Annotated in this window: 27 protein-coding genes and 2 pseudogenes; 18 read left to right on the top strand and 11 right to left on the bottom strand. The window is 69.5% G+C overall.

Going from position 1 to position 23,583, the window contains the following annotated elements; all coding sequences use genetic code 11:
* Position 1: 1 nt before the first annotated feature.
* A complete protein-coding gene (locus YIM_RS21815) occupies positions 2 to 1,189 on the top strand; it encodes a CaiB/BaiF CoA-transferase family protein (RefSeq protein ID WP_153032106.1) in 1,188 nt (395 codons plus the stop codon).
* Between the two features lie 9 nt (positions 1,190 to 1,198).
* On the opposite strand, the gene YIM_RS21820 is transcribed toward YIM_RS21815, so the two are convergent.
* Entirely contained in the window at positions 1,199 to 1,960 is a 762-nt protein-coding gene (locus tag YIM_RS21820) for a FadR/GntR family transcriptional regulator (protein ID WP_153032107.1), read from the bottom strand.
* A 123-nt stretch (positions 1,961 to 2,083) separates the two neighbouring features.
* Between YIM_RS21820 and YIM_RS21825 the strand changes: the two genes are divergently transcribed.
* From YIM_RS21825 to YIM_RS21835, 4 genes are all read left to right on the top strand, one after another.
* Positions 2,084 to 2,962, top strand: coding sequence for an SDR family NAD(P)-dependent oxidoreductase (locus YIM_RS21825; protein ID WP_153032108.1), 879 nt, complete (start codon positions 2,084 to 2,086; stop codon positions 2,960 to 2,962).
* Positions 2,963 to 3,044: 82 nt separating this feature from the next.
* Positions 3,045 to 3,164, top strand: a complete 120-nt coding sequence (locus YIM_RS49235; protein ID WP_228004886.1) for a cytochrome P450 — start codon at positions 3,045 to 3,047, stop codon at positions 3,162 to 3,164.
* 59 nt (positions 3,165 to 3,223) lie between these two features.
* Positions 3,224 to 3,418, top strand: coding sequence for a ferredoxin (locus tag YIM_RS21830; protein WP_153032109.1), 195 nt, complete (start codon positions 3,224 to 3,226; stop codon positions 3,416 to 3,418).
* Positions 3,419 to 3,429: 11 nt separating this feature from the next.
* A complete protein-coding gene (locus YIM_RS21835; RefSeq protein WP_194240246.1) occupies positions 3,430 to 4,614 on the top strand; it encodes an NAD(P)/FAD-dependent oxidoreductase in 1,185 nt (394 codons plus the stop codon).
* Positions 4,615 to 4,623: 9 nt separating this feature from the next.
* On the opposite strand, the gene YIM_RS21840 is transcribed toward YIM_RS21835, so the two are convergent.
* Positions 4,624 to 5,391: a FadR/GntR family transcriptional regulator gene (locus YIM_RS21840; RefSeq protein ID WP_194240247.1), complete on the bottom strand. Its 768-nt coding sequence runs from the start codon at positions 5,389 to 5,391 to the stop codon at positions 4,624 to 4,626.
* Positions 5,392 to 5,515: 124 nt separating this feature from the next.
* On the opposite strand from YIM_RS21840, the gene fdxA reads away from it, so the two are divergent.
* Complete coding sequence (gene fdxA, locus YIM_RS21845; RefSeq protein ID WP_153032112.1) at positions 5,516 to 5,845, top strand: ferredoxin; 330 nt, start codon at positions 5,516 to 5,518, stop codon at positions 5,843 to 5,845.
* A 2-nt stretch (positions 5,846 to 5,847) separates the two neighbouring features.
* Positions 5,848 to 6,669, top strand: coding sequence for an SDR family oxidoreductase (locus tag YIM_RS21850; protein WP_228004887.1), 822 nt, complete (start codon positions 5,848 to 5,850; stop codon positions 6,667 to 6,669).
* Positions 6,670 to 6,727: 58 nt separating this feature from the next.
* Here YIM_RS21850 and YIM_RS21855 read toward each other — a convergent pair whose 3' ends face one another.
* Positions 6,728 to 8,212 (bottom strand): aldehyde dehydrogenase, encoded by a 1,485-nt coding sequence (locus tag YIM_RS21855; protein ID WP_153032114.1) that lies wholly within the window; start codon positions 8,210 to 8,212, stop codon positions 6,728 to 6,730.
* Between the two features lie 317 nt (positions 8,213 to 8,529).
* Here YIM_RS21855 and YIM_RS21860 point away from each other — a divergent pair, with 317 nt between their 5' ends.
* Positions 8,530 to 10,842, top strand: coding sequence for a molybdopterin cofactor-binding domain-containing protein (locus YIM_RS21860; protein WP_228004888.1), 2,313 nt, complete (start codon positions 8,530 to 8,532; stop codon positions 10,840 to 10,842).
* Positions 10,843 to 10,880: 38 nt separating this feature from the next.
* Positions 10,881 to 11,345 (top strand): (2Fe-2S)-binding protein, encoded by a 465-nt coding sequence (locus YIM_RS21865; RefSeq protein ID WP_153032116.1) that lies wholly within the window; start codon positions 10,881 to 10,883, stop codon positions 11,343 to 11,345.
* 370 nt (positions 11,346 to 11,715) lie between these two features.
* Here the strand turns inward: YIM_RS21865 and YIM_RS21870 are convergent, their stop codons facing one another.
* From YIM_RS21870 to YIM_RS21895, 6 genes are all read right to left on the bottom strand, one after another.
* A complete protein-coding gene (locus YIM_RS21870; protein WP_153032117.1) occupies positions 11,716 to 13,008 on the bottom strand; it encodes a cytochrome P450 in 1,293 nt (430 codons plus the stop codon).
* 87 nt (positions 13,009 to 13,095) lie between these two features.
* Positions 13,096 to 14,571: an NAD-dependent succinate-semialdehyde dehydrogenase gene (locus YIM_RS21875; RefSeq protein WP_153032118.1), complete on the bottom strand. Its 1,476-nt coding sequence runs from the start codon at positions 14,569 to 14,571 to the stop codon at positions 13,096 to 13,098.
* Positions 14,568 to 15,890: an NAD(P)/FAD-dependent oxidoreductase gene (locus YIM_RS21880; protein ID WP_153032119.1), complete on the bottom strand. Its 1,323-nt coding sequence runs from the start codon at positions 15,888 to 15,890 to the stop codon at positions 14,568 to 14,570. The genes YIM_RS21875 and YIM_RS21880 overlap by 4 nt, the downstream gene beginning before the upstream one ends.
* Before the next feature lie 48 nt (positions 15,891 to 15,938).
* Positions 15,939 to 16,463, bottom strand: a complete 525-nt coding sequence (locus tag YIM_RS21885) for an HtaA domain-containing protein (protein ID WP_194240248.1) — start codon at positions 16,461 to 16,463, stop codon at positions 15,939 to 15,941.
* Positions 16,435 to 17,733, bottom strand: a complete 1,299-nt coding sequence (locus tag YIM_RS21890; RefSeq protein ID WP_153032121.1) for an alpha/beta fold hydrolase — start codon at positions 17,731 to 17,733, stop codon at positions 16,435 to 16,437. Before YIM_RS21890 ends, YIM_RS21885 begins: the two co-directional genes overlap by 29 nt.
* A 37-nt stretch (positions 17,734 to 17,770) precedes the next feature.
* Positions 17,771 to 18,094 (bottom strand): 2Fe-2S iron-sulfur cluster-binding protein, encoded by a 324-nt coding sequence (locus YIM_RS21895; RefSeq protein ID WP_153032122.1) that lies wholly within the window; start codon positions 18,092 to 18,094, stop codon positions 17,771 to 17,773.
* A gap of 131 nt (positions 18,095 to 18,225) precedes the next feature.
* On the opposite strand from YIM_RS21895, the gene YIM_RS21900 reads away from it, so the two are divergent.
* The 9 genes and pseudogenes from YIM_RS21900 to YIM_RS50070 form a co-directional block, all read left to right on the top strand.
* Entirely contained in the window at positions 18,226 to 19,305 is a 1,080-nt protein-coding gene (locus tag YIM_RS21900) for a hypothetical protein (RefSeq protein ID WP_153032123.1), read from the top strand.
* A gap of 4 nt (positions 19,306 to 19,309) precedes the next feature.
* Positions 19,310 to 19,942 (top strand): TetR/AcrR family transcriptional regulator, encoded by a 633-nt coding sequence (locus tag YIM_RS21905; RefSeq protein ID WP_194240249.1) that lies wholly within the window; start codon positions 19,310 to 19,312, stop codon positions 19,940 to 19,942.
* Positions 19,943 to 20,162: 220 nt separating this feature from the next.
* Positions 20,163 to 20,720 carry an alpha/beta hydrolase gene (locus tag YIM_RS21910; RefSeq protein WP_255463016.1) on the top strand — a complete coding sequence of 186 codons (558 nt, stop codon included), beginning with the start codon at positions 20,163 to 20,165 and terminating at the stop codon, positions 20,718 to 20,720.
* A 142-nt stretch (positions 20,721 to 20,862) separates the two neighbouring features.
* Entirely contained in the window at positions 20,863 to 21,090 is a 228-nt protein-coding gene (locus YIM_RS49240; RefSeq protein WP_228004890.1) for an SMP-30/gluconolactonase/LRE family protein, read from the top strand.
* A pseudogene (locus tag YIM_RS50065) lies at positions 21,091 to 21,264 on the top strand (SMP-30/gluconolactonase/LRE family protein); the annotation flags it as partial.
* A gap of 76 nt (positions 21,265 to 21,340) precedes the next feature.
* Complete coding sequence (locus tag YIM_RS21920) at positions 21,341 to 21,808, top strand: cytochrome P450 (RefSeq protein ID WP_228004891.1); 468 nt, start codon at positions 21,341 to 21,343, stop codon at positions 21,806 to 21,808.
* A gap of 76 nt (positions 21,809 to 21,884) precedes the next feature.
* Positions 21,885 to 22,124, top strand: a complete 240-nt coding sequence (locus YIM_RS21925) for a 2Fe-2S iron-sulfur cluster-binding protein (RefSeq protein ID WP_255463017.1) — start codon at positions 21,885 to 21,887, stop codon at positions 22,122 to 22,124.
* On the top strand, positions 22,121 to 22,567 hold the full coding sequence (locus YIM_RS49670) for an FAD-dependent oxidoreductase (RefSeq protein ID WP_255463018.1): 447 nt from the start codon (positions 22,121 to 22,123) through the stop codon (positions 22,565 to 22,567). Before YIM_RS21925 ends, YIM_RS49670 begins: the two co-directional genes overlap by 4 nt.
* Positions 22,498 to 22,822, top strand: a pseudogene (locus YIM_RS50070) (FAD-dependent oxidoreductase); the annotation flags it as partial. The gene YIM_RS49670 and the pseudogene YIM_RS50070, both read left to right, overlap by 70 nt.
* Here the strand turns inward: YIM_RS50070 and YIM_RS21935 are convergent.
* The gene (locus YIM_RS21935) at positions 22,801 to 23,406 is read right to left on the bottom strand and encodes an alpha/beta fold hydrolase (RefSeq protein WP_194240250.1); all 606 of its coding nucleotides are present in this window, start codon (positions 23,404 to 23,406) and stop codon (positions 22,801 to 22,803) included. The pseudogene YIM_RS50070 and the gene YIM_RS21935 overlap by 22 nt on opposite strands.
* Complete coding sequence (locus YIM_RS48630; RefSeq protein ID WP_194240251.1) at positions 23,403 to 23,573, bottom strand: hypothetical protein; 171 nt, start codon at positions 23,571 to 23,573, stop codon at positions 23,403 to 23,405. Before YIM_RS48630 ends, YIM_RS21935 begins: the two co-directional genes overlap by 4 nt.
* Positions 23,574 to 23,583: the final 10 nt, after the last annotated feature.

Below are 23,583 nucleotides of genomic sequence, written 5' to 3' on the forward strand. Positions count from 1 at the left end.
GATGAACTGGTCAGGTCCGGGCGCCGCGCCGCTTCGCGGCGTTCGCGTGCTTGAGCACGGGTCGAAGGGGCCCTCGCAGTTCGGGGCGATGGTCCTGGCCGATCTGGGTGCCGACGTGATCCGGGTGGACCGGCTCACCGCCCTGGACCGGCCGATCGCCGGGTACGATCCGCGGCTCGACCTGCTCAACCGCGGCCGCCGGTCGATCGCGCTGGACCTGCGGCACGAGTCCGGGGTGGAGCTGCTGCGGCGGCTCGTGCGGTCGGCGGACGCCGTCATCGACCCGTTCCGCCCGGGGGTGACGACCCGGCTGGGTGCCGGGCCGGAGGAGTGCCTCGCGGTGAACCCCGTCCTGGTGTACGCGCGGATGACGGGATGGGGGGATGACGGGCCGTACGCGCGGAAGGCCGGTCACGACATCAACTTCCTCGCCGCGTCCGGGGTTCTCGGCCTGATCGGCCGCGCGGACAGCGGACCGGTCCCGCCGCTGAACCTGGTGGGGGACTTCGGGGGCGGCGGGATGCTGCTGGCGATCTCGGTGCTGGCCGGCGTTTTCGCGGCCCGGGCGGGCGCCGGCGGGCAGGTCGTCGACGTCGCGATGCTCGACGCGTCCGCACTGCTGGCGACCGTGGTCCACGCGCTGCGGGCGATGGACTCGTGGGGACCGCGCGGGACGAACCTGCTCGACACCGGGGCCCCCTACTACGACGTCTACGAGACCGCCGACGGCGGATACGTCAGTGTCGGCGCCATGGAGCGCGCGTTCTACGAGGAGTTGCTGCGCGGCGTCGGATTGGACGGCGACCCGGCCATGCTCGCCGCGCACCAGGACCGGACACTGTGGACGGAGGCGAAGAAGCGGCTGGCCGAGGCGTTCCGCACCCGGACCCGGGACGAGTGGGCGGCGGAGTTCGCCGGGCGGGAAGCCTGCGTCGAGCCGGTGCTGAACCTGGACGAAGCCACCGAGCACCCGCAGGTGCGCCACCGCCGGATCTACGAGCCGCGGTTCGGGGTCCCGCAACCCGCACCGGCGCCCCGGTTCGCCGCGACGCCGGCGTCGGTGCGTCGCCCGCCGCCGCTGCCCGGAGAGCACACGGACGAGATCCTGGACGGGCTCGGCCTGTCCGCCGCGGAGCGGGCGCACCTCGCCACGGCCGGGGTACTGCGCACCGGCGGCGCGACACGCTGAGCATTGCGGTCACTCGACCGGATGCGGGCCGGGATCGGTGAGGTAGCGGCTCATCGCGACCAGGTGGGTCTGCATGCGGTGGCGCGCGAGTGCCACGTCGCCGGCGACGATGGCCTCAACGATCCGGTCGTGGGCGTGGCGGACGTGGCGGCCTCGCTCGCGCACCTCCTCGACCCCTTCGGTACGTGGCGGCACAGTCAGTTTCGTGAGGACTTCGAGGAACAGCCGCATCGCGGGGTTGCCTGTGAGGTCGGCGATGACGAGGTGGATGTCGTGGGTGCCCAGCCGGTCGGAGGCCTGGATCGCCGCCTCCTGGTCGAGGGTTGCGCGCAGGAGCCTGATGCCGTCTTCGTCGATGTTCTCCGTCGCCAGTTCGACGATCTTGAGCTCGAGTGCCGACCGTGCCTCGAACACGTCGCGGGGCTTCGCATTGTCGAATTGCAGGTGCAACGCGGCTGCCCGGACTACCGAGGACGTGTCCGGTGTGGTCACCACCAGCCCCCCGCCCGGGCCGCGGCGCATGCGCGCCACTGAGTGGTGTTCGAGCAGGCGGACTGCTTCGCGGAAGATGGCCCGGCTGATCCCGAATTCGGCGAGCAGGTCTGGCTCCGATCCGATGACCTCGCCGACGGGCCAGCCGAGCTCGACGATCTTGTCCTCGAGCCGGCGGGCGACCTGTTCGGCGAGTTTGCTCGGGGCGGCTTCGAGGGCAGGCGGGTCCGGGCGGGGGAGTGCCGAGATCGGGGCCACGGAGATTGAGTCGCTCGCCATGACAGAACAGTATATTCATACTGTTCGCGATCATGCGTCAATCTCGGCATGTCGGAGTGCTGCTTGCGAGGGATGCCCCTATTTAGTATCCTTAATACGGGGAACCTTCAAGGAGGTCGAAGTATGGGAAGTCTCGACGGGCGAGTCGCCGTGGTCACGGGCGCGGGGCGCGGTCTCGGAGCGGCGCACGCGAAGCTGCTGGCGCGGGAGGGCGCCCGGGTGGTGGTCAACGACCTCCAGCGCCGCTCGGAGCACCCCGCGGCGGACGTCGTCGAGGAGATCAGGGCGGCCGGGGGCGAGGCGGTCGCGAGTGGACACGACATCACCGAATGGGACTCCGGCCGCGCGCTCGTCGAGTTGGCCGTCTCTTCCTTCGGCCGGCTCGACGTGCTGGTCAACAACGCCGGCGCGCTGCGGGACCAGTTCCTGGTGACCATGAGCGAGCAGGACTGGGACTTCGTCACCCGGGTGAACCTGAAGGGCCACTTCGTGCCCACGAGGTGGGCGGCGTCCTACTGGCGGGATCGCGCCAAGGCGGGAGAGGAGGTCCGTGCCTCGGTGGTCCACACCTCGTCGAGCTCGGGACTGTTCGGTAACCCCGGGCAGTCCAACTACATCGCCGCGAAGGCGGGCGTGGGGATGTTCTCGCAGGCCGTCGCCACCGAGCTCGAGCGGTACGGAGTCCGGTCGAACTGCATCGTGCCTGCCGCCCGCACCCGCCTGACCGAGGCTGTGCCCTCGGTGAAGAAGCTGATGGCCACACCCGAGGACGACGGCGCCTTCGACGTGTACGACCCGGCCAACGTCTCGCCGGTCGTGGCCTACCTGGCGACGGCGGACTGCCCGATCAGCGGTGGCACGTTCTACGTGCGCGGCGGGCACGTCACGGTCGTGGAGTCGTGGAGCCGGGGCCCGGCGCTGGACCGCGACGCGCGGTGGACGGTCGACGAACTGACCCAGGAACTCCCCGGCCTGGTGGCCAAGGTGCAGTCCGCCCGGTAAGGGGTTTTCCGGCGCTGGGCAAGGCCGAGGCCGGCATCGTGTTGTCCTCGGACATCGGAGTTCTCCGCAGCTGGAGCTACGGGTGGCGCTCGAGGAGTTCCATTCGGTGCTACCGGACTACCGGATCGCCGACGGCGACGACGTCGAGTACGCCGGTGGCCGGCAGAAGATCCTGCCGCGCTGGATTCCGCCGTTCTTCTGAGACAGCGGGGAGTGGGCGGAACCAGGTATGGAAGATCCCCGACTGAACGGAGGTGCCACATGGCCGCGATCCGGGCGGACCGCGCGTTGTGCGCCGGCTATGCGAACTGTGTCATGACCGCGGAGACCTACTTCGAACTCGACGACGACGGGCACGTCGAAGTGCGGCGGGACGAAGTGCCCGAGAAGGACCGCGAACTCGTGGCCGAAGCCGTGGAGGCGTGCCCGGTCGCCGCGCTCCGCATCGAAGGCTGACCATGCGGACAGTGATCGTCGGCACGTCGGTCGCAGGCGTGCGCGCCGCGCAGGCGCTGCGCCGCAACGGCGGGGAGGACGAGATCCTCCTCGTGGGAGCGGAGTCCCACCTGCCTTACGACAAGCCGTGCTTGTCCAAGGGAATGCTCTCCGGGGCGGTCGCGCCCGAGAAGAACTGCCTGCTGACCGAAAGCGCGGCCGCCGAACTGGGAATCCGGACGGCTTTGTCGCAGCGCGCGGTCGGCCTCGATCCCGAGGCGGCCGTCCTCCACACCACGGCCGGCCGGATCCCCTACGACCGGCTCGTCATCGCCACCGGCGCGAGCGCCCGCACGCTGCCGTGGTCGGACCTGCCCGGGGTGCACTCGTTGCGAACCAGGGCCGACTGCGAGGCGCTGCGGGCGGACCTCCGGCGGGGCTCCCGGCTCGTCGTAGTGGGCGGCGGCTTCATCGGGTGCGAGGTGGCGGCGACCGCGCGTGGCCTCGGTCTTGACGTCACGATCGTGGAGCCCGAAGCGACTCTCCTGCCCGTCGCCGGTCCCGAGCTGGGCGCGCTGGCCGGGGAATGGCATGCCGGCCACGGCGCGCGGGTGCGGGTCGGCGAGGCCGTCCGTGCCATCGTCCGGGCCGGAGGCGGTCTCGTCGTCGAGTTGCGCGGCGGGGAGGTCCTCGACGCCGACTGCGTGGTTCTCGGAATCGGCGCTGTGCCGAACACCGGCTGGCTCGAGGGCTCCGGCCTGGACATCGCCGACGGGATCGCGTGCGACGCCTGGGGACGCGTGCACTGCCACGAGAACGTCCTCGCCGCGGGCGACGTCGCGCGGTGGCAGGACCCGGTGAGCGGAACGGCCCGCCGCGTCGAGCACTGGACGAACGCGACAGAACAGGCGGCGGTGGTGGGTAAAGTGCTCGCCGGGGCGAGCGACGTCGCCGCGCACCGGGTCAACACCTACGTGTGGAGCGATCAGTACGACCGGACGATGAGTTTCGTGGGCCGGCGCGCGTGTGCGACCCGGGTCACCCGCTTCGACGATCCGCGCAAGAACGGCGTCGCGTTCGTCGGTGCCGACGAACAGGGCGGGCTTGCCTTTGCCGCCGTGGTGAACTGGCCTCGAGCGCTCCTGGCGGTGCGCAAGGCGATCAACGGCGGCGTCCCGTGCGCGGTCGTTGAAGAGCAGCTCACCCCGGCCGCGTGAGGGAGTGGATCAGTGGGGGTGGATCTCGGCCGCGACTCGGGCAAGGTGCTGCTGCATCCGAAACCGCGCGACGCTCGCGTCACCCGAGACCACGGCCTCGACGATCCCGATGTGGTCGTCCAGGAACTGCGCCCGCGCGTCGCTCGCGGTCTTGGGCTCGGACACGGACCGGAACACCTCCACCTCGAGCAGGGTCAGCGTCTCGGTGAACAGCTGGATCGCCGGGTTGCCACTGAGCGCGGCAATGACCGTGTGCACGTCGTTGCGGCCCGAGGTGACGCTCTCCCCGCCGGCGACGGAGGCCCGCTCCCGATCCAGTGCCGCCCGGAGCCGTGTGATCCCGTCCTCGTCGATGTTCTGCGCGGCGAGCTGGACGGCGATCAGTTCGACACCTGTGCGCGCGGCCGCGAGTTTGTCGGGCGTGATGCCCTCGGAGTCCAAGTACACGGCGGCGGAGCGGACGACCGCCCGCGCGTCCGGCTTGGTGACGACCAGGCCACCCCCGGGGCCACGCCGGGTACGGGCGGTGCCGTGATGTTCCATGATCCGCACGGCTTCGCGGAGGACCGCCCGGGAGACTTTGTATTCCTGGAGCAGGTCGGCTTCGGAGCCGAGCACCTCGCCGACCGGCCAGCCGGCGCGCATGATCTGTTCCTCGATCTTGCGGGCCAGGATCTCGCCGCGCTTCTCCTTCAGCGGGAAGTGGTCGCCATCCGTGTGGATGGCCTCGGGAACTGCGTCTGCCATGCCCTCATCGTCTCCGTGCTGCCGCCGCACATTTGGAGGGAAAACGTACCCCATTAGCGCCGCATACGGGGCGAGGACGGGGGACAACGTGTCGCGGCGAGCGTGTCCAGGGCAGAACGGACTGAATATAGTATCCTCTAATTGGAGGTAGCCGATGACCTACGTGATCACCGAGGCCTGCGTCGACGTCAAGGACAAGGCCTGTGTGGACGAGTGCCCGGTGGACTGCATCTACGAGGGCGAGCGTGTGCTCTACATCCATCCGGACGAATGCGTCGACTGCGGCGCCTGTGAGCCGGTGTGCCCGGAGGATGCGATCTACTACGAGGACGATCTACCCGACCGGCTCGCCGACTATCGCGCGGTCAACACGGAGTTCTTCGCCGAGCTCGGAAGTCCGGGCGGGGCGAAATCGGTGCGCGGGCCGGTGGCCGACCACCCGGTCGTCGCGGCGCTGCCGCTCGAGCAAGCGCCAGAGGCGTGACCGTGGCGGGAAAACTGGCGGACCGGACCATGGTGATCTCCGGCGGCAGCCGGGGAATCGGCCTCGCGATCGCGGTGGCGGCCGCCGCCGAGGGCGCCAACATCGTGTTGCTCGCCAAGACGGCCACCGCCGATCCCCGGCTGCCGGGCACGATCTACACGGCCGCGGCGGAGATCGAAGCGGTCGGCGGAAAGGCCTACCCCGTCGTGGGCGACGTCCGGCACGACGAGTCGGTCGCGGCGGCGGTGGAGGCGGCGGTCGCGCAGTTCGGCGGAATCGACATCTGCGTGAACAACGCCAGCGCGATCTCGCTGGAGGGCACCCTAGACCTCGCCCCCAAGCGGTTCGACCTGATGCAGACGGTCAACGTCCGTGGCACGTGGGCGCTGACCCGGGCGTGCCTGCCCCATCTGCGGAAGAGCCGCAACGCGCATGTGCTCACGCTGTCCCCGCCGCTCAATCTGAACCCGCGCTGGCTCGGTGCCTACCCCGCCTACACGCTGTCGAAGTACGGGATGACGATGCTGACCCTGGGCTGGGCGACGGAGTTCGCCGGCTCGGGGATCGGGTTCAACTGCCTGTGGCCCCAGACGCTGATCGACACCGCGGCCGTGCGAAATGTCGTGGCCGGCGCGGAAGGTGCCGCACGAGCGCGGTCGCCGAAGATCATGGCCGACGCCGCGATCACGATGCTCGCCCAGAGCCCGCGCACCTACACCGGGCGGTGCGAGGTCGACGCCGACGTGGTCACCGCGGCCGGGGTCGCGGACCTGACCGTCTACGGCGGCGGTGAGAACCCGGAATGGGACCTGTTCTTGGACTGACACGCCTGGCGCGGGGTGCCGGGCGAGTGGTTCCGCCCCGGCGCCCCGCGCTGCCCGGTCAGGCCGGCATGTGCACCGACTTCGTCTCGAGGAACGGTTCGAGGCCTTCCGGTCCGCCCTCCCGGCCGAGGCCGGACTGCTTGTAGCCGCCGAACGGGACGGTCGTGTCGAAGACCGCGCCGTTGACCGAGATCGTGCCCGTCCGGATCCGCCGCGCGATGTCGTACCCGCGCTCTACGTCGCTGGTGTAGACCGATCCGGAGAGGCCGTAGGTGGAGTCGTTCGCGATCGCCACGGCGTCGTCCACGTCGCGGTAGGTGATCACGCTGATCACCGGGCCGAAGATCTCCTCCTGGGCGACCCGCATCGAATTCTGGACGCCGGTCAGCAAGGTCGGCTCGAAGAAGTACCCCCGTGGCAGGCAGGCCGGCTGGCCGCCGCCGACCACGACGGTGGCGCCTTCCTCGATCGCGGTCGCGACGTAGCCCTCCACCCGGTCGCGCTGGCGCGCCATGGCCAGCGGTCCGATGAGGGTGGCGGGGTCGGCCGGGTCGCCGACCGCGAGCCCGCTCAGTGCCGCTCCCAGCGCGCCGACGAACTCGTCGTGCCGGCTTTCCGACACCAGGACTCTGGTCAGGGCGTAGCACATCTGCCCGGTGTTGCCGCACCCGCCGAACACCAGGCTCGACAGTACGTCGGGAATCGGCGCGTCGTCCGCGACGATGGCGGCGGACTTCCCGCCGAGCTCGAGCGTGACCCGGGCGATGCGCTCCGCCGCGACGGACATGATCCGCTTGCCCGCGGCGGTGCTGCCGGTGAACGTGATCTTGTCGACGCCGGGGTGTGCCACCAGCCGCTCGCCGATTTCGCGGCCGGCGGCGAGGACGCTCACGACGCCGCTGGGCAGGGTGCCCGCGGCGACCAGTTCCTCGACGACGTCGGCGAGGACGTAGGTGGTCAACGGTGTTTCCGGCGCGGGCTTGAGCACGACAGTGCATCCGGCGGCCAGGGCCGGGCCGAGCTTGAGCGCGGCGACCGCGAGCGGTCCGTTCCACGGCGCGATCGCCGCGACCACCCCGGCGGGCTCGCGCAGGATCCGGGTGGTCGCGCCGCCGGTGCGGGCGCGGTCGGTCCGGAACGGGAACGTCCTGGCCTGCTCGGCGTAGTACCGCAGGAACGAGATCGCCAGTCCCTGCCCGTACTGGCTGAAGCCGGTCGGCACCCCGCCCTCGATCGTCGCGAGCGCGGAGAGCTCGGGGAGGCGCTTTTCCAGTGCGTCGGCGAGGGCGTCCAGGACACCGGCTCGGCGGCCTGGATCCCAGGTGGGCCACGGGCCGGTGTCGAAGGCGGACCGCGCCGCCGTCACCGCCGCATCGACGTCGGCGGCGGAAGCCTCGCGGACTTCGGCGACGGTCTCCTCGGTCGCCGGGTTGACGACGGGCAGGGCCATCGCGCCGGTCGCCTCGACCCAGTGGCCGCCGGTGAGGATGCGGTCCCGGTCGCGCAGGCCGGGCCACGACGCGGTGGGAATGGTGCTGGTCATGCTGACTCCCCACGCGAACTCGACGACACCGCGGAGCTTTTCGCCCGCGTGCATGGCTTTGAAGCCGCCCGTGGCTCGCCGAGGTCGATCTCGTCGACCACCCGGGGGGCGTTCCGCCTCCACAACAGACCTGCACTGACCTTCATGACTACTCCTCGTCGAGCAATCGGCGCGCACCGGCGGTCCCGGTGCAGCAGAGATGGACAATGGGAGAGTATCCTCATTTGCTCTACAGGGGGAGGTTTTGTCGGCCTGTACGGGTGAATCGTCGCTGTGAAGTGTCCTCTTTTTTGACTTGTTGTGGCACACTGACCGCCGTGCTTCCCGACGACGTGAAGACCGGCCACCGCACCCCGCCCTCGCCCGGAGCCGTGGACCGTCGCAAATTCCTGACCTATGTACTGGCCGCGCCGACCCTCACGGTCGCCGCGCGGGTCGGCCTGGCCGCCACCTCGGCACCTGCCGCCGAGGCGGCGGTTCCCACACCGCCTCAGCTCCTCGGCGAGGTCATCAGCGTGCAGGACCTCATCGACGTGCTGGCCCTGCCGACGGCGGGCAGGCTGTTCGTGATCGAGATAGGCGAGGACGGCACGGTGACCGTGCCGCTGCCGCGTACCGAGGTCGGCCAGGGGTTGACGACCGCCGTTCCGATGATCATCGCCGACGAGCTGGACGTTCCGTTGTCGAGTATCCGCATGCCGCTGGCGGATGCCCGTCCGGACCTGCTCTTCGCGCAGATCACGGGTGGATCGACGGGGCTTTCGTCGGTCTACGGCCCGGCGCGGATGGCCGCGGCGTCGGCACGGGCGAGGCTAGTGGCGACCGCCGCGCATCGATGGGATGTGAGTGCCGACCGCTTGACCACGCGGGACGGTGTGGTCCACGCTCCGGACGGCCGGCAGGCGACCTACGGCTCGCTCGCGGCCGCCGCGGTGACGGCGCAGCTGCCCGACCTCGGGGTGCAGCTGAAGCCTGAGTCAGCGCTGCGCCTGGTGGGTGGCCGGGTCGGCCGCCTGGACGCGCGGAACATCGTGACCGGCAAGCAGGTTTACACCCAGGATCTGAACGTGGCCGGGGCGAAGCCGTGTGTTCTGCGCCGGCCCCCGACCATCAACGGCGGGGTCGGTGCAGTGCACAACGCCGACGCCGTCCGCGCCATGCCCGGCGTGCTCGACATCGCCACCATCCCGACCGGCATCGCCGTGCTGGCCGAAACCTTTGCGCTGGCATTGGCCGCGGCGAACGCGCTGGAGGTGGACTGGAAGCCGGGCACCATCGACGCGGAGAGCGACGAGACGATCCAGCGGAAGCTGCGCGCGGCCATCGGGCCGCTGGGCGATCCGCCGGTGTCCCTACCCACCTTGGGGCTGGGCAAGCTGGAAATGGAGTTCGACTTCGCCTTCCTCACCCACGCGCCTCTGGAGACCAACTCCGCGGTCGCCGACGTTCGGCCGGACCGCGCCGAGATCTGGTCCGGCGTCCAGGTTCCGACCAGCGCGCAGACCGAGATCGCGGCCGCGCTCGGCCTTCCGCAGTCCGCCGTGACGGTGCACGTCGCGCACAGCGGCGGGTCGTTCGGCCGCCGGCTGTTCTACGACGCCGCGCTCGAAGCGGCGCTGGTGTCCCGGGCCATGGGCAGGCCGGTCAAACTGATCTGGCACCGCACCGACGACATCCGGCACGGCCGCGTGCACCCGGCCAAGCACCACAAGGTCCGTGCCTACTACGCGCTCGGCAACGTGCTGGCCTACCAGCATTGGTGTGCCGCGGTGGACACGTCCCTGGCGCACGGCTTCGGCGAGGCGATGACCATCGCGCTGACCAAGACGGAACTGGGCAACAAAGTGGTCAGCCAGGCGATGTTCGACGCGATGATCGGGTGTCCGTACAACTTCGGCGTGGTCACCCAGCAGTTGCACGAGGTGTCGGTCCCGATGAACACGGGCAGTTGGCGGTCGGTGTATTCGCTGAACGTGCGCGGCGTCGAGGAGATCGTCACCGACGAGCTGTCCCGGCGGTTCCGTTCGGACCCGCTGTCGTTCCGTCGGGAGTTCGCCAAGAACAGCAGGCAGCGCGCGGTGCTCGACCGGGTCGCCGCCGAGGGGGAGTGGGGGCGTCCGCTGCCGGCGGGGGTGGCACAGGGCCTGGCCCTACACGACGAAATGCGGGGCGTGATGGCGTGCCTGGTGGAGCTGGACGCCCGTGACCGCTCCCATCCCCGGGTGACCCGCGCGACCATGGTGGTCGACGTGGGCAAGCCGGTCAACGTCAGCGGGATCGAAGCCCAGGCGCTCGGTGGTCTGACGGATGGCATCTCGGTCGCCCTGCGCGGCGGGCTGCATCTTCGTGACGGCCGCTTCCTGGAGGGCAGCTACCACAACTTCCACTACGCCCGGCAAAAGAACTCGCCGCCCGAGGTGAAGATCGTGGTGCTGCCCGCCACCACCGGCAAACCAGGTGGCATGGGCGAGTTCGCGGTGCCCGTCGCGTTCGCCGCGGTGGTCAACGCCTACCGGCGGGCAACCGGGATCATGCCGACGAGTTTCCCGATCGATTCCGGCGTGGACTTCGAGCCCTATCCGCCGAGCGTGATGCCGATGCCGCCGATGCGGCCGCTTCCCCTGCCGTGACCCGTTTTCCCCGAGCAAAACCACTGCCAGGAGCTCCCATGCCTCGATACGCGTTCACCCTTAACGGACAGCCGGTTTCCGTCGAGGCGCCGGCCGACCACCCGCTCCTCTGGACCCTGCGCGACCAGTTGGGGCTGACCGGCCCGAAGATGGGCTGCAACCTCGACGTGTGCAAAGCGTGCACCTGCCTGATCGATGGTGCGCCCTTCACCACCTGCGTCACCGCTGTCGCCGACGTGGCCGGACGTGAGGTCACCACCATCGAAGGCCTCGCCGACGGCGATACGCTGCACCCGGTGCAGGAAGCGTGGATCGAGCAGGACGTGGCGCAGTGCGGGTTCTGCCAACCCGGGCAGATCATGGCCGCGATCGGACTGCTCAACCGGACCGCCGAGCCCAGCGACGCCGAGATCGACGAGATCGAGAACGTGTGCCGGTGCGGCACCTACTTCCGAATCCGGGAGGCGATCAAGTCGGCCGCGCGGAAGAAAGCGAGCCGGTGACCCGGCTCAGCCCGGCAGCGGCAGGTCAGGGCCACCAGGACAGAGCGCTTCGACGGCCGCGCGGTGCACGGAGCCGCGGGGGCGCTGAACTCCGGCGCAGTGGGCGACTGCGCCGCCGCGGTCTCGGTGAGCCGCTGGGTGAGTTTCTCGGAGATCATGGGTGGCGCCGATCCGGATCGGCGCCACCGCCGCGGTCGCGGCGTGCAGTGCTCCAGCTCGCGGATGGTGCGGTTCAGTTCGAGGATGAGGAGCCACCGATCAAGAATAAGGTCGCTGCACCAGCGATAGCTGCCCCGGCCGTGTGGAACATCCACTACGACTGACGACTGCGGGCACTCCGGCGTGACCGGAGTGCCCGCAGTTCCCGGCTTCACACCATGGCCGGCTGAGGCGCATCGGACGGGGTGAACCGCGCGGGGACCTTCGCGAGGCCGAGGGTGCCGCCCTTGCGCGGGTATTCTTCGATCTCCTCTTCGATCACGGTGAAGTCGGGCATCCGGCGGAGAACTTCCTCGAGCATGATCTTCAGCTCGAGACGTGCGACGGGGGCGCCGAGGCAGCGGTGCGGACCGGAGCCGAATGCGATGTGATCCCGGACGTTCTCGCGGTCGAAGTCGACCTCGAGCGGGCGGGGGAACTTCCGCGGGTCGCGGTTCGCCGCGGAGTTCAGCAGGAGCACGCGCTGACCCTCCTGCAACGCGTGACCGAAGAATTCGGCGTCACGGGCAACGGTGCGGGCGACACCGAGGCTGGGCGTGTAAAGGCGCAAGAATTCCTCGACCGCTTTCGGAATCCGGTCGGGACTTTGCCGTAGCTGCTCCCGGGCTTCGGGGTTCCCGCTCAGCCAGCGCAGGGTGTGCAGAACCGTGGTCGCAGTGGTGTCAGTGGAGCCGAACGTCAGTCCGTTGAGGATGGTCTGCGCCTCTTCGGGTTCGACTCGGACGTCGAAGATGGAGCCGGCCATGAGTGCACTGGCGACGTCGCCTTGGGGGCTTTCCTTGCGCTTCTTCACGAGGTCGAGGATCTGGCCCTGCATGGACAGGAACAGATCCATGGGGAACTCGGGCGACGAGACCGGGTGGAGCATCATGTTGTGGACTGTGCCGGACAGCGTCTCCCAGTCGGGCACCCCGCCGCCGATCAGCTTTGACGCCATCTTGACCGGAACTACGTTCGCCAGGTCGGCCGAGAAGTCGATGCGTCCCGTGGCCCGCACTGCCTCCAGCGCCTCGATCGTGTGCTCCCGAATGCCTTCCTCGTAGGAGCGCACGGCCTTCGGGGTGAAGAACGGCGCCTCGAGCCGCCGGACGGCCGTGTGCATCGGCGGGTCGCATTCGGTCGGGACGAAGCGGGCCGGCTGTTCGGGGATCGAGAGGCCGGTCCGCGGTGTGCGGTCGGCGGGGTAGAGATCCTTGTCCCGCTTCGCGAAGGCGTCGCCCTCGACGCCGTCGTGCATCGAGGAGAACGTTTCCCAGTCCTGGTAAGCGGTGTTGGTCTCGTCGAAGCCGGCGATCACCCAGAACCCGCCGTATGCGGTGTTCCACACGATCGGAGTCTCGGCCGCCAGCCGGTTCAGGCGTGCGTGCACGCTGGCGAGGGACGCCGGTGCGTTGTGGTCCCAGTCGATCGTCACCGCATCAGCGGAAGTCTTCGCAGTGCTCATCGTCGAACGTCCTAACTCCTGCATTGTTTCGGTGTGGTGTGGTGGAAAATCGTTCAGCGGACGGCGATCCGGTTCTCCCTTCCGATCTCACCGGGCCACCAGCGCGTACGTGGTCGACAAGTACTCGGCGATTCCCTCGGCGCCACCTTCGCGACCCAGCCCGGAGTTCTTGATCCCGCCGAAAGGAGCGGCCGCGTTGGACACGACACCCGTGTTCACCCCGACCATCCCGGCCTCGAGGCGATCCACCAAGCGGTGGCCGCGAGCGAGGTCCCGTGTATAGGCGTAGGCGACCAGTCCGTACTCCGTGGCGTTGGCCGCGGCCACCGCTTCGTCCTCGGTTTCGAAGGTCGTGATCGCGAGGACCGGGCCGAAGATCTCCGTTCGCATCAGCTCGCTGTCGGCCGAAACCTGGTCGAGGACGGTGGGCGGGTAGAACGTGCCAGGTCCCGGTATCGGGTGGCCGCCGCATCGGACGCGAGCCCCGCGACGCCGGGCATCGTCGACCAGGCGCTGGTTGTGGTCCACGGCTCGCCGGTCGATGAGCGGGCCGATGGTCACGCCTGGCTCCGAGCCCGAGCCGATCTTCATGGCGGCAACCTCATCGGTCACCCGTCGTGCGAACGCGTCGGCGAGTGAGGTGTGCACGAAGAACCGGTTCGCGGCGGTGCAGGCCTGGCCCACGTTGCGGAACTTCGCGACCAGCGCCCCTGCGACGGCGGTGTCGATGTCGGCGTCTTCGAAGACCAGGAAGGGCGCGTTGCCGCCGAGCTCCATCGATGTTCGCAGCACGTTCTCCGCGGACTGCGCGATGAGCCGCCGCCCGACCTCCGTCGATCCGGTGAAGCTGATCTTGCGCAGTCGCGGGTCCGACATCAGCTGCGCGGAGACAGCCGCCGGATCGGAGGTGGTGACCACGTTGACGACTCCGTCCGGCACTCCGGCGTCGGCCAGGACGTCGCACAGCAGGATGGTGGTGAGCGGAGTCAGCTCGGCCGGTTTGACGACCACCGTGCAGCCGGCGGCGAGAGCCGGTGCGATCTTGCGCGCGACCATGGCCAGCGGGAAGTTCCACGGCGTCACGAGGTAGCAGGGGCCGACGGGCCGGTGGGTGACGATGACGTCGCCCGTTCCCTCGGGGTTCGTCCCGTAGCGCCCGGCGATGCGCGGGGCTTCTTCGCTGAACCACCGGAAGAACTCCGCGCCGTAGGCGACTTCTGTCAGAGACTCGGTCAGGGGCTTGCCGGCTTCGGCGGTGATCACGGCCGCGAATTCGTCCCGGCGCTCGACGAGCCGGTCGAACACGCGACGCAGGATTTCCGCTCGTGTGCGAGAGCTCACCGACGCCCATTCGCAGGAAGCGGATACGGCGGAGTCGAGTGCGACGAGAGCGTCGTCTGCGCCGCCGTCTGAGACGGTCGCGATGCGCACACCATCGGCGGGGTTGACCACGTCGAACGTCCGCCCGGACCGCGCAGGCCGCCACTGCCCGCCGAGCCACAACTGTGCGTTCTTGAGGTTCGCTGCTTTGTCAACCGCCTCCGACGGCACCAACGCGGTCATGCCACGTCCTCTTCTTTCGTTTCGATCGCCGGTGTGCCCGGCTCGGCGATGAGGGATTTCAGCCGCACACCGACGTCCGCTGCGCGGGAGGGGTCGATGGTCTTCCCCGCGGTGAGCGCGGACTTGGCCGCCATGAAGTCGGCGGGCCGGTTGACGCACTCCGCGGCGACCAGCCGGTCTCCGGCGTAGTGCAGAACGCTGCTTCCGAGCGCGTCCGGAGCGATCCGCAGCACGGTTTCGCCGTTTTCCGGCACGATCCCGGCGACCTGCAGTTTGAGGTCGAACTGGTCGGACCAGAACCATGGTGTGCTCAACCACGGTCGCGGGCGGCCCGCCAGGGTGGCGGCGGCAACCTTGGCCTGTTCGGTGGCCGCGTTGACCGACTCGAAGCGCATCCGTCCCCGCGGTGTGCCGGGCGCGGGCCACACGGTGCAGTCACCGGCCGAGACGGTGACCCCATCGGAGGCGACCGCGCGCTCGTCCACGACGATGCCGCCTTCGACGGTCAAGCCCAGTTGTGCGGCGAGTTCGGTCCGGGGTTGCGCGCCGACGCCGATGATCACCACGTCGGCGGTGAGCACGGCGCCATCGGCCAGCCGGACGCCGGTCACCTGTCCGGTCTCGTCGCCGAGGAATTCTTCGGGCAGGGTGGCACACCGGATGCCGACGCCGTGACTTTCGTGGGCGAGCTGGAAGTGGTTGCTGATGAAAGGGCTCACGGCTCGGGCCATGAGGCGGTCGTCGGCGAGCACGACGGTCACCGCGCAACCCAGCTTGCGGGCGGTGGCGGCGACCTCCAGCCCGATGAACCCGCCTCCGATGACGACGATCTCAGGCGCATCCACGAGAGCGGAGCGAAGGAGACTGGCGTCGTCGTTGTCGCGCAGGTAGTGGATTCCGCGCAGGTCGGCGCCTGGCAGATCCAGGACTCTCGGCCGGGCACCTACGGTCAGCGCGAGCCGGTGGAAGCGCAGTCGTCGTCCGGAACCGGTGACTGCACTGCCACGTCCGTCGGGTGCGACTTCGACCTGTGTGATCTCCTCGCCGAGGACGAGTTCGACGTTCTGGTCCGCGAAGAAGCTTTCCGAGCGCAACGCGAGGTCGGCGGGCACGACGCCTTCGAGCAAGGCCCTCTTCGACAGGGGCGGCCGCTCGTACGGGAGGTGGCGTTCCGCGCCGACGAGGGTTATGGGCGCGGTCCAGCCGAATTCACGCAGCGATGTTGCGAGCTGAACGCCGGCCTGGCAGGCGCCGACGACCAGGACACCGTCGTCTTCGGCGCCTGGGTTCGGAGGGGTGGGGCCGTCCTGAGAGGACATGCGTTGCTCCTGCACGAGTTCTTCGATGGACAAAGTTGAGGGCCGCGCTCAGAGGTGCCGTCGCCCGATCAGCCTCTCCAGCAGGGTCGTCGTGGCGGCTGGGAGGTGAACAGCCGCCGGATCCAGCTCGCTGCCCCGGGCATACGGCCCGCCGAACAGCGCTGCGCCCTGCTCCGTGAGCCGGCACCTCAGCAGGTCGTAATCCCGTGTCGCAGCCGAATCCAGCAGGAGTTCGCACAGCGGAACCCTGGGACGCCAGCCGGGACCGGTCGTCGGTGAGGTCCGCACACTGAGGGTTCCGTCGGCGTCGAACCGCGGGTCGGCGATCAGGACGTTGAGGAATCCGCCGTGTGCGGTGAAACCGACCTCACCGCGGAAGGAGACCGTGTCGCCGGGACCCGGCGTGCGCTCGTCGAGGGGGAAGAGGAACTCCCCGTCGTGATTGAGCCGCACGCCGGGCCCGAGCCAGATCCGGCCGTCCGGTGTCGCGCCGACATAGGACACGAACGTCCGCTTGATCGCCCAGGCGAGTCCGTACCGGGTCTCAGCTTCCGGTGCCGGCGCGGTACTCATTGATTCCCTTTTCGAGCAGCGGCAGGATGGCGGCGCGGAAACCGAGCGGGTCATCGGTGGGGGCGAAGTGGCTCAGCCCCGGCAGCATCTCGGACCGGATGCCCGGGAACCGTTCGGCGACCGCCGGGCCGCCGTGCTCGGGGTCGTTCGCCATCGGGTCGTACTCGCCGCCGATCACGTAGACGGGGTGGTTCTCGGTGTCGAACCTCGGCTCGCCCTTGGTGAGGTCGTGCCCGGTGAGGAAGTAGTCGTTGTCGCCGGCGTAGACGCCCGGGAAGTTGGACCGGTAGATCCAGTAGATCTCGCGCTTGTACGGCTCGGGACCCAGCGGCGAGGTCGCCGCGAAGTTCCCGCTGCCGTAGATCTCCGTCGATACGCGGTTGTCGCGGCAGAGGTCGTTGAAGCCGAGGGTGAACTCGTCCGCGCGAGCGTTGTCGAGGGTGCCGTTCAGCGCGAAGAAGGCACCGAAGCGGTCGCCGCGGTACGCGGCGAGGTCGAGCGCCAACTGCCCGCCCACCGAGCAGCCCATGAAGTGTGGGTGTTCGAGTCCCAGGGCGTCGGCGAAGGCGACGACGAAGTCCCAGTACCACTGCGGGGCCGGCTGGTACGCCTCCTCCCACCAGCGGGGGCCCACCGGCGGCAGTGAACGTCCGTGGAAGGGCAGGTCGTAGGCGATGAGCCGGTAGCGCGACTGGAACTCGGGGTCCGCGAGCTGGTGCCGCCACTGCCGCGCGTCACAGCCCGCGGTGTGCTGCAGGAGGAGCACCTCGTCACCCGTGCCGGACTCTTCGTAGTAGACGCGGTAGGTGGTGCCGCCGAAGGTGACGTAGACGTAGCGTCCGACTGCCGTGTCGGTGTCCGCGAACAGCGGTTGTGCCGGTTCGGTCGGCAGGCCGATCTCGGTGACGCCTCGCGCTTGACGCAGCAGCTGGTAAACACGGCCGGTCGCGCCGGCGTACGGGGCGACATCGGTGAACAGGTCGCCGGCCGGTCCGGCGCCGCGACCGGTCGCCAGCATGAGCGACTCCGTACCCGGGACCGGAGGCTGCTTCACAGCGTCGTCGAGGACATCGGCGGGCACGACGACGCTGAGCCGTGCTTCCTCGGCGGAACCCGGCTCGAGTCCGGTGATGGTGCCGTTGTCGGCGATCAGATCGGCCGTCAGATCACCGACCACGACGCGGAGCCTGCCGGTGAAGCCCTTCAGCTTGTACTTGAGCTCGCGATCCTCCGTGAACAGAGGCCTGAGGTCGTCGAGAGTGAGCGACATTGCTTGTCTCCTAGATGAGAGCGGGCGGAGCCCTGGGTCACTCCTGCATGGACGGAGTGGTTACGTGCAGGTCACGCGGAAGCTTTTCCGGGTGCAGCTGGCAGCTCAGGCGAGAGCTGGGCTCGCGATCGACCGCGGTGCCGTCGAGCATCTCGTCCTCCAGGTCCGAGACGGGCTCGAGCATCTGCAGGTCGTCATCGGCGACGAACACGTGGCACGTCGCGCACGAAAGGACGCCTCCGCAGTCTCCGATGATCCCGGGGACACCGTTGCGCTTGGCGAGGCTCATGACGGTTTCGCCCGGCGAGGACTCGAGGGTGCGCGTGGTGCCTTCGTGGTCGGTGTAGCTGACTGAAGCCATATCGCCTCCGATGCTTCGTTGCAGGTGGGCGGGTAGTGTTCCTGCCGTTGAGGCAGAGACTGCCAGATTGCGGATGTCTGCCGCAACTGGCATTCTGATAACGAACGGCCCACCTACACGGAGGTTTCGCCATGAGTTCGACGACGGCGTCGGCGCTGAAGGATGCGGTGGAGGCGGTGACGGTGCCCCGGCTCGAGGCCGCCGTCCAGGGGATCCGGCAGGTCTCGCAGAAGGCGGCAGGCTGGCTGACCGATCGAATCGAAGCTGGGGTGCCGGCGTACAGCGACGAGCGGAACTCCTGGTGGCGCGTCCCGTGGGCACTCACCCTGGCGGGGGAGCGCTCGATCGCTGCGGGAGTGCTCGCATGGGCGGAAAGCGAGGCGCTCACCGACGAAGGCGATCTGAAACCGGGGCCCTACGGCGGGAGTGACGAGCGGACACCCGTCTACCAGCTGACGCACCTCGCCCTCGCCGCCCACCTCCTGGACCGGTTCGACCTGTCCGCGCGGATCTACCAGCGTGTGCTGACATATTGGAACCACGACGAGGGCGGCGCGTACACCTACCACGACCGGCGCGATGGCCAGGTGGACTGGTTGTTGACCGCCCAGGTGGGTCTCGTCGCGGTCGCCCTCGGCGACACGGCTGTCCGCGACCAGGCCTACGCCTGGTACCGGCAGATGTGGGACTGGCAACCCGCGCTGGACGACCTGGTTCTGGTGACCGGTCGTGACGCCGACGGCCTGCGCACGGCGCCCGCGACGGGCGCGTTCAACCTCGATCGCGTCGACTTCACCAAGCCCAAGGAGCTCTATTTCCAGCCGGGCGCGGCCGCCGCCTTCCTCGCCGAATACTCGGCGCAGACCGGTGACCGCGACGCCGTCGCGATCGCGCGGGGTCTCATGAAGCTGAACGTCGAAGGCACCGTCGAGCAGATCGCCGATCCCGAGAGCGTCCACGCGTGCAAGTTCCCGTGGGGAGCGGCCGAGCTCTCCGTGCTGGACGGCGAATTCGACTGGGCGCCCTACCTGGTGCTGTTCGCCGAGTGGTTCGCCGACCGGCAGGAGGACTCGGGGGCGTGGTCACCATCGGCTTTCACGTTGACAAAGCCGGCCACCGATGCCGACCGCATGTGGAAGACCGCTGAGCACCTCATGGAGGTGCAGAAGATCTCGGCGGGTCTTTCGGCGCGCCTGGCTACGTTGCGTTAGAGTCGTGACGATCGTCCAGCGAACCAGGAGAAGAGCACTGACCAGTCGGTCCGACTTGCGCGAGCGGCAACGCGAGCGCATTCTCCAGGAGATCCGCGAGGCCTCCTTCGCGCTGCTCTCCGAGCGCGGGGACGAGGTGTCGGTCAGTGACATCGTGAAGCGCGCGGGCGTCTCCGAGCGCACCTTCTACCGGTACTTCCCGACTCGCGAGGACGCGCTGCTCGGGTGGATCGACGAGTCCGCGCAGGTCGTGCACGCCCGGTTGCGCGACCATCCGCATGGTCACGCGGTCGGCGCCGTGCTCGAAGAAGCGCTGGCCGCGGCGAATGTCGCCACGATGCAAAGCCCGGCGAGCTGGAACGCGTTGCGGGTGGTCTTCTCGTCGCCGAAGTTGTTCAGCGCGTACGCGGAGCGTCAGCGTCGCTGGGAATCGGAAGTCGCGATCGTCATCGCGGAGCTTCTCGGTACGAGCGTCGAGTCCGACAGCAGGCCCGGCGTCTGGTCGGCGATGGCCTTCGCCATCGCGACGAAGGTGAGCTACGACTACGTGATGGCGGGGAAGCGACGCGGGTTCGAGGCCAAGTTGCGTGAGGCGTTTGCCCACGCGGCCGAGTTCCTCACGCACCCGCTCCCGTAACCCCGCCGTCTGCCGAGGCTCGGCCCGCGATCACCAATCGGGCACCTGCCTCTTTCGCGCATCGGTTTGCTCCCGCCACCTGGCGGGAGCAAACCGCCGGTATCCAGCTCGCCCACGCAGTTGCAGCCATCTCCAGAACCTGAGGGGACACCGGACACCTTCCTAAAAGTTTGTTGCTGCGACTTGGGCTAGTGTGCAGCCCCACGAAGTCGGCATGTGCATGGGCACGATCCACTCCTTCGAGCCCCTGGCCCGCAACCTCGCCGCCGCGAGCGGCGCCACCGTCGTGCCGGTCGGCTACCGCCTCGCGCCCGAGAACCCACCGCCGGCCCAGTTCGACGACGCCTACGCCGCCACGGCCTGGGTCGCCGAGCACGCGGCCGAGCTGCGCGTCGACCCCGCGCGGCTTGTGGTGGTCGGGGACAGCGCCGGTGGCACCCTCGCCGCCGCCGTCGCGCTCGCCGCACGGGACCGCGGCGGGCGCGCCATCGCCTGCCAGGTCTTGATGTACCCCGGCCTCGACCGCGACCTGGGCGCCCGATCGATCGCCGAGTGCGCGGACGCGCCGATCCTCAGCCGCGACGACGTGCTGTACCTCAACGAGCTGGCCGACAACGGCCACGGCTATCCGGACAACGCCTACCGGATCCCGGCTTACGCAGCCGACCTCACCGGTCTGCCTCCGTCGATCGTGGTCACAGCCGAGTGCGACCCGATCCGCGACTGGGGGAACGCTACGCGCACCGGCTCCGCGAAGCCGGCGTACAGACCACCCTGACCCGCTATCCCGGTGCCTACCACGGGTTCGCCCTCCAAGCGGCTTACCTCGCGCGCGGGCGCTTGGCCATCGCCGAGACCGGCGCGCTGTTAAGGGCCAAGTTCGCCCACCCTCTCCCGTTCTGACCACCAGGAGAGTCTCCGTGACCGATCCTTTCGCCGACGCCGTCGACGTCGAGCCCCGTGAGCTGTCCCGCGGCTACACCTGGGCCGAGTGCCCGCGGTGGCACGACGGCACGTTTTGGTTCAGCGACATGTACACCCACCGGATCCTGCGGCTCGACGCCGAAGGCACGCCGGAAACCATGGTCGACCTCTCGACGCGCACCTCGGTGAACGGCACCGAGGTCATCCCCGGCGGTTTCGGCTGACTGCCCGACGGGCGGCTCATCGTCACCTCGATGCACGAGCGCCTGGTCTTGGCGTTCCACGGCGAGACCCTCACCGAGTACGCCGACCTGCGGGAGCTGGCCACCGGCCCGATCAACGACATGGTCGTCGACGCCGACGGCCGCGCCTACGTCACTCAGCTCGGGTTCGAACTGTTCGCCGGCGAATCCCCCAAAGACTCGGATCGTCGGCGGGTTCGACAACACCGCCAACTTCCTGACCGCCGGCGTCATGTCGCTGCTGCACTCCGACGAGCAGCGGGAACTGTTCCTCACCGAGCCCGACGGCCTGGCCCCGACCGCCGCCGAGGAGGTGCTCCGGCACGGCGCGTTCTCGCTCGGAGGCCCGGTGGGCGGCGGGGGCGGGCTGGTGCCGTTCGTGGCCACCGAGGACGTCGTCGTGGACGGTCAGCTCATCGCCAAAGGTGAGGCGGTCAGCATCGATCCGGGCTCCGCCAACCACGACCCCGAGGCCATCGAGGACCCGGGCCGCTTCGACATCACCCGCAAGAACAACCCGCACCTGATGCTCAGCCACGGCCTGCACCACTGCCTCGGCGCGCCGCCGGCCCGCATGGAGATGCAGGTCGGCCTGGCCGAGATCTTCAAGCGCATCCCGACCCTGCGGCTGGCCGGCGAACCGGTGGTCCGCCGCGACGTCCTCACCCAGCCCATGACCGAACTCCCGATCGCCTGGTGAAACCCGTGCCCAAGGTTTCTACACCCAGCCCGACGGCTCCGAGACCGTCATCGAAGCCGTGGTCGGGGATTCGGTCATGCAGACCGCGGTCCGCAACGGCGTCAGCGGCATCGTCGGCCAGTGCGGCGGAGCGCTGTCGTGCGCCACCTGCCACGTCTTCCTCGCCTCCGGCGACTTTCCGCCGCAGGGCGAGGACGAAGACGAGATGCTCGACTGCGCGGCCACCGAACGCGAGGACAACTCGCGGCTCTCGCGCCAGCTCGTCCTCGCCGAGGGGCAAGAGGTCCGCGTGACCATCCCGGAAGCGCAGCTGTGAGCGGTCGGCTGCTCGTGGTGGGGGCGGGCCAGGCCGGGGTGCAGGTGGCGAGCAGCGCCCGAGAACTGGGCTGGGACGGTTCGATCACCCTGATCGGGGAGGAACCGTACGCCCCTTACACACGTCCTCCGCTGTCCAAAGCCTTCCTCAAGGGCGAAGCGTCGCTTGAGTCGCTGGCCCTGCGCAGCGCAGCCTTCTACACCGAGCAGCGGATCGACCTGATCCTGGACGAGCAGATCGCTCACCTGGACCTGGACGGCGCAGAGGCAGTGTCCGCTTCGGGGCGGCGCTGGCCGTTCGCCCGGCTTGTCCTGGCCACGGGGCGCAACCGCGTCCCCTCGTGGTTGACGGCGCCGACCTCGACGGCGTCCTGGTGCTGCGCGATGTCCGCGACGCCCGGGTTCTGGCGCGACGCCTGGCGGCTGTCACCGACCTCGTCGTGATCGGCGGTGGGTTCGTCGGTCTCGAGGTGGCCGCCACCGCGGCCGCAGCCGGTGTGCGGGTCAGCGTGGTGGAAGCCGCGCCTGCACTGATGGGCCGGGTGGTCAGCAGGGTCACCGCGGACGCGGTCACGGCGGCCCACCGGGCGGCCGGGAGCCGGATTCTGACCGGCGTGCGCCCGCGGCGACGGCGCGGTCAGCGCGGTCGAGCTGGAGGACGGGCGGCATTTGCCTGCTCAGCTCGTCCTGGTGGGGGTCGGTGCGCGTCCGCGTGACGACCTGGCCCGGGCGGCCGGGCTTCGCTGTGACAGGCGCTCGGCGCCGGACACCTGGATGAACAGCGGGGGCAGCCCGCGCAGGTCGGCGAGCACGGGCGACACGAGCGGATCGTCGGCGGGGTGATCCGCCAGGTAGTCCATCCGTATGCGTGGTCCCTGCTCCTCCCTCAGGATGTACTCCGTTTCGCCCTTCTCGACCCAGGTGCCGGTGTGGAAGCGCTCCTCGCGGAGGTCGAACACGCCGGAATACAGCACACCGGCCAAGGCGCGCGAGCGGCGTTCGAGCAGCACCGCCACCGCGAGGTTGGCGCCTGCGGACTCGCCGACCACCACCACCTTGGGGGCCAGCGTCGCGGCGTGGTCGAAGGCGTCGAGGCAGTCGGTGATCGCGGCCGGGAACGGGTTCTCGGGCGCCAGACGGTACTCCGGCAGGACTACCCGGGCCCGCGTGCCCAGCGCCAGGTGAGCCGCCAGCGGCCGGGGGACCGCCGCGTTCCCGGACCGGAACCCGCCGCCGTGGATCAGCAGGATCACGACGTCGTCCCGGGGCTGCTCCGGGGTCATGAGGTAGGAACCGGGGAGCGCAGCGACGTGGCGGGCTCGTCGAGAACACCGGACACCGCTTGGTAGCGCGCGCCGACCTCGGCCATGGCGGATCGCTCGGTGGCGAGGTCGACCGGCTCGCTGTCTCGGAACCAGCCGACCGTCTGATCGAACGTCTTGCTTGGCATCGGTGTTGCG

This window comes from Amycolatopsis sp. YIM 10 (genome assembly GCF_009429145.1).
In the GTDB taxonomy this organism is placed as follows: domain Bacteria; phylum Actinomycetota; class Actinomycetes; order Mycobacteriales; family Pseudonocardiaceae; genus Amycolatopsis.